The sequence below is a fragment of the Actinophytocola sp. genome, assembly GCF_035634895.1.
In the GTDB taxonomy this organism is placed as follows: domain Bacteria; phylum Actinomycetota; class Actinomycetes; order Mycobacteriales; family Pseudonocardiaceae; genus Actinophytocola.
In genome coordinates, this window is sequence record NZ_DASQCC010000131.1 from 1 (window position 1) to 6,996 (window position 6,996).

Annotated in this window: 8 protein-coding genes and 1 pseudogene; 7 read left to right on the forward strand and 2 right to left on the reverse strand. The window is 73.1% G+C overall.

Translation table 11 applies throughout. The annotated features are described in order from the left end of the window. Positions 1-331: 331 nt before the first annotated feature. A complete protein-coding gene (locus VET29_RS19080; RefSeq protein ID WP_324922172.1) occupies positions 332-1,030 on the reverse strand; it encodes a hypothetical protein in 699 nt (232 codons plus the stop codon). Positions 1,031-1,216: 186 nt separating this feature from the next. On the opposite strand from VET29_RS19080, the gene VET29_RS19085 reads away from it, so the two are divergent. Continuing rightward, positions 1,217-2,416, forward strand: a complete 1,200-nt coding sequence (locus VET29_RS19085) for a glycosyltransferase (RefSeq protein WP_324922175.1) — start codon at positions 1,217-1,219, stop codon at positions 2,414-2,416. A gap of 9 nt (positions 2,417-2,425) precedes the next feature. On the opposite strand, the gene VET29_RS19090 is transcribed toward VET29_RS19085, so the two are convergent. Beyond that, a complete protein-coding gene (locus VET29_RS19090) occupies positions 2,426-2,776 on the reverse strand; it encodes a signal peptidase I (protein WP_324922177.1) in 351 nt (116 codons plus the stop codon). A gap of 201 nt (positions 2,777-2,977) precedes the next feature. Between VET29_RS19090 and VET29_RS19095 the strand changes: the two genes are divergently transcribed. The 6 genes and pseudogenes from VET29_RS19095 to VET29_RS19120 form a co-directional block, all read left to right on the forward strand. After that, entirely contained in the window at positions 2,978-3,517 is a 540-nt protein-coding gene (locus VET29_RS19095) for an RNA polymerase sigma factor (RefSeq protein WP_324922180.1), read from the forward strand. A gap of 13 nt (positions 3,518-3,530) precedes the next feature. Beyond that, positions 3,531-4,346 carry a zf-HC2 domain-containing protein gene (locus VET29_RS19100; RefSeq protein WP_324922184.1) on the forward strand — a complete coding sequence of 272 codons (816 nt, stop codon included), beginning with the start codon at positions 3,531-3,533 and terminating at the stop codon, positions 4,344-4,346. After that, positions 4,343-5,203, forward strand: coding sequence for an ABC transporter ATP-binding protein (locus tag VET29_RS19105; protein ID WP_324922186.1), 861 nt, complete (start codon positions 4,343-4,345; stop codon positions 5,201-5,203). Before VET29_RS19100 ends, VET29_RS19105 begins: the two co-directional genes overlap by 4 nt. Next, entirely contained in the window at positions 5,200-5,997 is a 798-nt protein-coding gene (locus VET29_RS19110) for a hypothetical protein (protein ID WP_324922189.1), read from the forward strand. Before VET29_RS19105 ends, VET29_RS19110 begins: the two co-directional genes overlap by 4 nt. After that, positions 5,994-6,656, forward strand: a complete 663-nt coding sequence (locus tag VET29_RS19115) for a hypothetical protein (protein WP_324922192.1) — start codon at positions 5,994-5,996, stop codon at positions 6,654-6,656. The genes VET29_RS19110 and VET29_RS19115 overlap by 4 nt, the downstream gene beginning before the upstream one ends. Before the next feature lie 97 nt (positions 6,657-6,753). Further along, positions 6,754-6,996 (forward strand): annotated as a pseudogene (locus VET29_RS19120) (hypothetical protein); the annotation flags it as partial.

Here is a 6,996-nt window from a genome sequence, read left to right on the forward strand (position 1 = left end):
CCGGCGCATCGCCTCGCGGTCCAGCGGGCCCCGCAGGGTGAACGCCATGGCCTCGTTGTAGGCGGGACCGGCGTCGTGCAGCTGGCACAGGGTCCACAGGCGCTGTTGGCCGGACGACAGGGGGACGGACACCTGCATCGAGGACGGCCTTCCGGACGGGGCGGGCGAACCGGTACTGCGTTGTGCCGTCGCACCGTGGTCGGGGGAACGCTTGTGTCTGTCAGGACAGTTAACACCACGCGATTGGGTGACCACGAGTCGTGGTCACCCAGGTCTGCCCGAAAGTCCTCCGTCTCGACCCGGCAAAGTGCAAACCGTCCACCGGGGGCGGTCAGCTCGCGGCGGTGTTGTAGTTGACGATTCGCTCCACCATGAGCGCGACCGCACCGGGCAGCGGGCTGTCCACTCCTTTCGTGACCACGTCGGGCAACCGGTGTGCCTTGTCCTCGGTGACCGCCACCATCGCCCAGAACGCGTTGAAGTCCGAGGGATCCGCCGGTTTCTCGGCGGCCGCCGAGACCGTCACGACACCGTCCTCCTCGGCCACGGCGAGCGCGCCCATCTGCCGCAGGGTGTCGGGGTCCCGTTCCTCGGCGGCCACGACGCTCCACCCCGCCACCTCCGTCCGGCGCAACGCGGCGAGCAGGCTGCTGGCACTGTCCGCGCCGGTGACGACGATGTCCGGCAGGACGAGGGCCACCGGCCCCTGTGTCATCGGCAGGGCGGACCGGATCGCCCCGTCGAGCCCCGGTTCGGACGAGTGGTGCTGGTAGACGAAGACGAGCTGGAAGGTGTCGGCGTAACGCGCCAGATACCGCACCGTGTCGAGCTTGTGGGTCCCGAACACGACGACCAGGCGCACGCTGAGTCCGCTCGCGACCAGCTCGACGACGGCCTCCAGGCTGCGGTCCAGCACGGTGACGCCGGGCGCCAGACAGTGCAGCTCCTTCGAGTACGGCGCCCCGAAGCGCGTGCCGAACCCGGCGCAGGGCAAGATGATCGAGACATCGGGGGTGGGCGAACTACGCATCGACCAACTCTCAGATCGTCGAGGATCGAGACCGCGCGGGTCTCGCCGGGCACAGACGGCCCCGGGCCGGCACGCTGACACTTACCGTAGTTACCGCGACGTTCTCCAGCCGGAGGGAGCGTCGACGGCCTCAGCGATGCACAAAGAGGCAGACATCGACATCGTGTAGGGAAAAGAGGACACGGGATGCGGGTGCTGTTGTCCACGTACGGAACGCGGGGCGACGTCGAACCGTTGGTGGCACTCGCGGTGCGGCTACGGGAGCTCGGTGTGGCGGTGCGGATGTGTGCCCCGCCCGACCCCGAGTTCGTGGAACGGTTGGCGGGCCAGCGGATTGAGCTGGTGCCGGTCGGGCCGGCGATGCGTTCGTTGATCGGCGGGACGGCTCCGCCGTCGGCGGCGGACCTGTCCCGGTACCGGACCGAGCTGGTGCACGCCCAGTTCGAGATCTTCCCCACGGCGGCGCAGGGATGTGACGCGCTGGTGGCGGCCGGCCTGGCGCAGATCGGCGCGCGGTCGGTGGCCGAGGCCGCGGGCATCCACTACGTGTACGTGAGCTACTCGGCGGTCAACCTGCCGTCGCCGCACCATGCGCCGCCACCGCGGCCGGGCTGGCCGCAGCCGACGGTGGCCGACAACCTGGCGCGGTGGGAGCTGGATGCCCGCCAGGTGAACGAGCAGTTCGCCGAGACGCTCAACGGCCACCGGGCATCGCTCGGGCTGGCGCCGGTGGACAACGTGCGCGACCACGTCTACACCGACCGGCCGTGGCTGGCGGCGGACTCGGCATTGGGGCCGTGGCGGACGATCCCCGACCTGGACGTGACACAGACGGGTGCGTGGACCCTGCCGGACGAACGCCCGCTCCCGCCCGAGCTGGAGACGTTCCTGGCCGGTGGCGAGCCGCCGGTGTACGTCGGCTTCGGCAGTGTGCGCCCGTCGCCGGACATCGTCGACAGCGCCATCCACGTGATCCGCGCCCAGGGCCACCGCGCGCTCGTCCCCGGCGGCTGGGCGGAACTGGTGCACGACTGGGACGACTGCTTCGCCATCGGTGAGGTCAACCAGCAGCGCCTGTTCGGCAGGGTGGCCGTCGTCGTCCACCACGGCGGCGCGGGCACGACGCTGGCGGCCGCGCGGGCGGGCGTGCCGCAGGTGGTGGTGGCTCTCCCGGTGGCGGACAACCCGTACTGGGCCGGCCAGGTGGCCGAACTGGGCGTCGGCGCGGTCCCCGACGGTCCGGCGCCGACCATCGAGGCCCTGGGCGTCGCGGTCAGGACGGCGATGGCACCCGAGACCCGGGCACGCGCGACGGCCCTGGGCGCCAGAACCCGCACCGACGGCGCGTCGGTGGCCGCGCACCTGCTGGTCGAGGCGCTCGGCTGAGCGCGGCCCTCACGTCGCCGACGGCCAGCGGACCGCCATCACGACGGTGTCGGTCAGGGCTTCCCACGAGTGGTCGATGCCCGGTCCCCACAGGACGTAGTCGCCCTCTTTCGACAGCACCCTGCTGCCTTCGGTCAGGTCGACGCGGAACTCACCGTGGACCAGGACCAGGAGCGTGGTCCGCTGGTCGCCGGACGTCCACTCGTGCCGTTGCTCGCCGGCCGGGTGGGTCGCCCACTTGACCTCGACGTCCGTGCTGTGGCGTACGCCCTCGGCCGGGTCGACGAAGTGGCCGAGCAGCCAGCCGCGGTTGTCCCTCGTGTCCTCGGCGGCGTTGCCGTAGCACCAGTTCACGGCCACTCGATGATCTCCCGTCCGACATCGTGCCAGGTCTCGCCCGCGGCTGGATCGCCCAGTAGATCACGGTCGGACCGGTCCGTGAACCGTTCGGCCCGCTCGGTGCGACCAACTACCCGTGGATGGGAGCTACCTCGACCTCTCGCCGTGCGCCGGCCAGTGGGTGACCCTGTATCCCGAGGTGGGGGTACCGGAAGGTCACGCATGCTGACACGACCACCCGATCCGCGGGAGGACGCCCAGCTCCTCGCGGCGGTCACCGACGGCGACAGGGAGGCGTTCGCCGAGCTGTACCGGCGGCACCTGCCGTGGCTGCTGGTGCGCCTCGGGCGGCGGTGCTCGTCGCCGGAGATCGTGGACGAGGTCGTGCAGGACACGTTCGTGGCGGTCTGGCGGTCGGCCGGGCGGTGGGACCGCCGGGGCGAGGTGGCCGCGTGGATCTGGGGAATCGGCATCCGCCGCCTGGTCGACGCGCTGCGGCGAAGCCGGCCGCCGGCCGACGAGCTGACGAGGTTCGCCGGCGTCGAGTCCTCGGCCGAGGAGCACGTGCTGCTCGCCGTCCAGTACGGCGACGTGGGGGCCGCGCTGACGAGCCTGTCACCGGAGCTGCGGGCCGTCGTGCAGGCGACTGTCCTGGATGGACTGACGACCCGGGAGGCCGCCCGGCTGCTGGGCATCCCGCCCGGCACGGTCAAGACACGGATGATGCGCGCCCGCGCGCTGTTGCGCGAGCGGCTGGCATGACGGGGAGGTCGGCATGACCTGGCACCTGGACCCGGAGGCGATCCACCGGTACGCACGGGGAGCTGCCCCGCCGGCCCTGGCCGCGTCCGCCGAGGCGCACCTGATGGGCTGCGCGGCCTGCCGCGACGGTCTCACGTCCTTTGTGGACACTCGGCGGGCGGAGACGATCTGGCACGAGGTGGTCGACCGGGTCGACGCACCCCGCCGGAGCGGGCCCGAACGGCTGCTGACCCGGCTCGGCGTCGGCGAGGCGACGGCGCGGCTCGTGGCCGCGACGCCGACCCTGCGGGGACCGTGGCTGCTGGCCGTCGCGGGGGTGCTCGCGCTCGCGGCCTCGGCGGCTCAGGTCGACGAGCGCTTCCTGCGGATGTTCCTCGTGATCGCCCCGCTCGGACCGCTGGCGGGTGTCGCGGTGGCCTTCGCGGGCGGCCTCGACCCGACCCGGGAGATCGGGCTCGCCGCGCCGTATTCGGGACTGCGACTGCTGCTGATCCGCACGGCCGCGGTCCTGGCGGTCACGGTGCCGATCGTGGCCGCGGCCGGGTTCGCGCTCCCCGGCGCGAACTGGCCGGCCGGCTGGCTCCTGCCCACCGCCGGACTCACCTGCGCCGCGCTGGCGCTGACCGCCCGCGTGCCGCCCGTCGTCGCGGTCGGTGTCGTGGCGTCGGCGTGGGTGCTGGTGACCGCCCCGGCCGCCGTCGCCGGTCACCTCGATGTCGCCTTCGGCGCCGGGGCACAGCTCTGCTGGCTTGCCGTGGCCGTCCTCGGCGGCGCCTGGCTCGCCCTCACCCGTCACACCGTCACGACCAAGCTGGGGAGAAGCGCATGACCACGGTACGCGTGCACGGCGTGACCAGGTCCTTCGGCCGGACGAGGGCGCTGGACGGCGTCGACCTCGAAGCCGGCCGGGGGGTGACCGGACTGCTCGGACCGAACGGGGCGGGAAAGACGACCCTGCTCCGGACGATCGCCACCGTGCTGGCCCCGGACCGGGGCACGGTGACCCTGCTGGGCCGCGACCCGACGCGACCCGAGGACCGTACCCGGATCCGCGAGCGCCTGGGCTACCTGCCGCAGGACGCCGGTTTCCACCGCGGGTTCACGGTCTTCGAGTTCGTCGACTACGTCGCGATCCTGAAGGAGATGACCGACCGGCGACCCCGGCACGACGAGGTCCGCCGGGTCATCGCGCTGACCGGGCTGGCGTCGGTCAGCGCGAAGCGGATCCGGGCACTCTCCGGCGGCATGCGCCGCCGGGTCGGGTTGGCCCAGGCCCTGCTGGGCGATCCCGACCTGCTGGTCCTCGACGAGCCGACGGTCGGCCTCGACCCCGAGCAGCGGCTGCGGTTCCGGGAGATGATCTCCCAGGCCGGCGAGGGGCGCACGGTGGTCATGTCCAGTCACCAGACCGAGGACATCACCGCACTGTGCAACAGGATCGCCGTGATCCACCACGGGAGGGCCCGGTTCGCCGGCACCCCCACCGAGCTGACGGCCCAGGCCGAGGGTCGCGTGTGGACGGACACGCGGCGCTCGCCCGCCGCGCTCGCGGCATGGCGCACCGGCGACGGCGCCTTCCGCAACGTCGGCGACCCGCCGGGGGGCGCCGAGCTGATCCCGCCCACACTGGAGGACGCGTACCTGCTGCTCGTGGGCGAACCCGAGCCGGCGGTCACCCGGTCATGACCACCGCGGACTCCGTCTCCCACCGCGTCTCCCACCGCCTGGCGCCACTGGCCGGCCGGGAGGCCCGTCGCCTCGCCCGGCATCCCGTGCTGTGGTTGGTGCCCGTCGTCGTCATCGTGACCTCCGCGCTCGACAGTGCGACCGGCGGCCGGCACGCAGGCTACTGGTACGGCACGGTCTTCATCGGCGCCGCGTTCTTCGCGCCCCTGTTCGTCCTCTTCGCCGCGAACCTGGTCGCCAGCGGTGCCCACCGCGGCCGGGCCGAGGAGCTGCTGACCGTCACGCCGACCACGGACACGCGCCGGACGTGGGCGATGTGTCTCGGTATCGCGCTCCCACTGGCCGGAGCCGGCGCCATCGCGGCGGGTGCGATGGTCCTCGTCGAGAGTGTCCGCGACATCCCGCCCAGGGACCTGCAGTCCGCCGGCGAGCTGGCCCAGCTGCCGTTCATCCTCGCCGGCGCCGGGCTGCTCGGCGTCCTCGCCGCCCGCTGGCTGCGGTTCGCGGGTGGCGTGGTGGTCATGTTCGTCCTCGCGACCCTCGGCGGGGTGGTCGTGTTCGGGCGAATCGACCACGGTGTCTGGTGGATGTGGTGGTCGACGACGAGCACCGTCGAGGGTCGGGTGCCGGGGCCGGGTGAGCCGTGGCTCCATGCCGCCTACCTGGCCGGACTCTGCGCCTGCGCCACCGTGGCCGCCGTCTACCGCGACCGCGCACAGTGGCGGAGGCTGGCTCTCGTCGGTGGGCCGGTCCTGGCCGCCACGCTCGTCCTCGGCCTGCTCCAGCTGTCATGACACGGTCCGTGGCGTGGCAGCTCGTCCGCAGCGGCCACCTGGTGCGCAGCCTGCGCCTGGCGCCGAACGTGGCGGCTGTCGTCGGGGTCGCGGCGTTCTTGACGGCCCGCGGCGGCGACACGCACGACGTCGTCGGAGACCTGCGCGTGCTGGGGCTGCTGCTGGCACTGGGCAGCGGGTACGTGCTCGACGACGGCGCGGCGGAAACCCTGCAGGCCAGTCCGTACGGCCTGGCCCGCCGGCTCTGGCTGCGCATCGGCGCCGCCTCGGCCCTCGTCGGGCCGCTGTGGACGGTGCTGCTGGCCCGCTTCCTCCCCTCGGCGCCGGCCGGCGACCGGTGGGCCGTCGGCCTCGGCCTCACGGTCGAGCTCGCCGCCGCGCTCGCCGTGATCTGGGCCGTGGCCGCCTGGGGCCGCCGGCTCGGGGTCGAGCACCCCGGCATCGGCACCACTCCCGTGCTCCTGGCCGCCCTGCTGCTGGCGACGTCGACCCCACAGGCGCCGATGCTGGTCGGCGCCGGGGCACTGTGGATCCCGGCTCACCTGCGGTGGTCGGGAGTCCTGGCCGCCGCGACCTTCCTGCTCGTGGCCGCGACACGCGACCCGGCCGCTCGCCGGCGCGCGCCGCGACGCCACCCCGACCGAGCACGGTCTTCGTAGTGGAGGACCCCGGCGTGTCGATTTGGCGGGTGCGCCGCGTCGTCCCTGTGTGAGGTGCCCCTGCCGGTGCGGGCGCCCGGACACAGGGAGACGGCACATGACCGAGCAGGCCACCGTGGTGGTGCCCGGCGAGCGGGCGGTGAGTGGGCCCGTGGCGGCGCGGGCGGGGTGGGCGATCACCGGGGTGTTCTTCGTCAACGGGTTGCTCATCGCCACCTATCTGGTGCGGATTCCCGCACTGAAGGTGGCGTCGGGGCTCACCGAGTCGCGGCTCGCGATCGTGCTGACCTGCTTCTCGGTGGCCGCGCTGCTCGCGATGCAGTCCGTCGGCGCGCTGGTC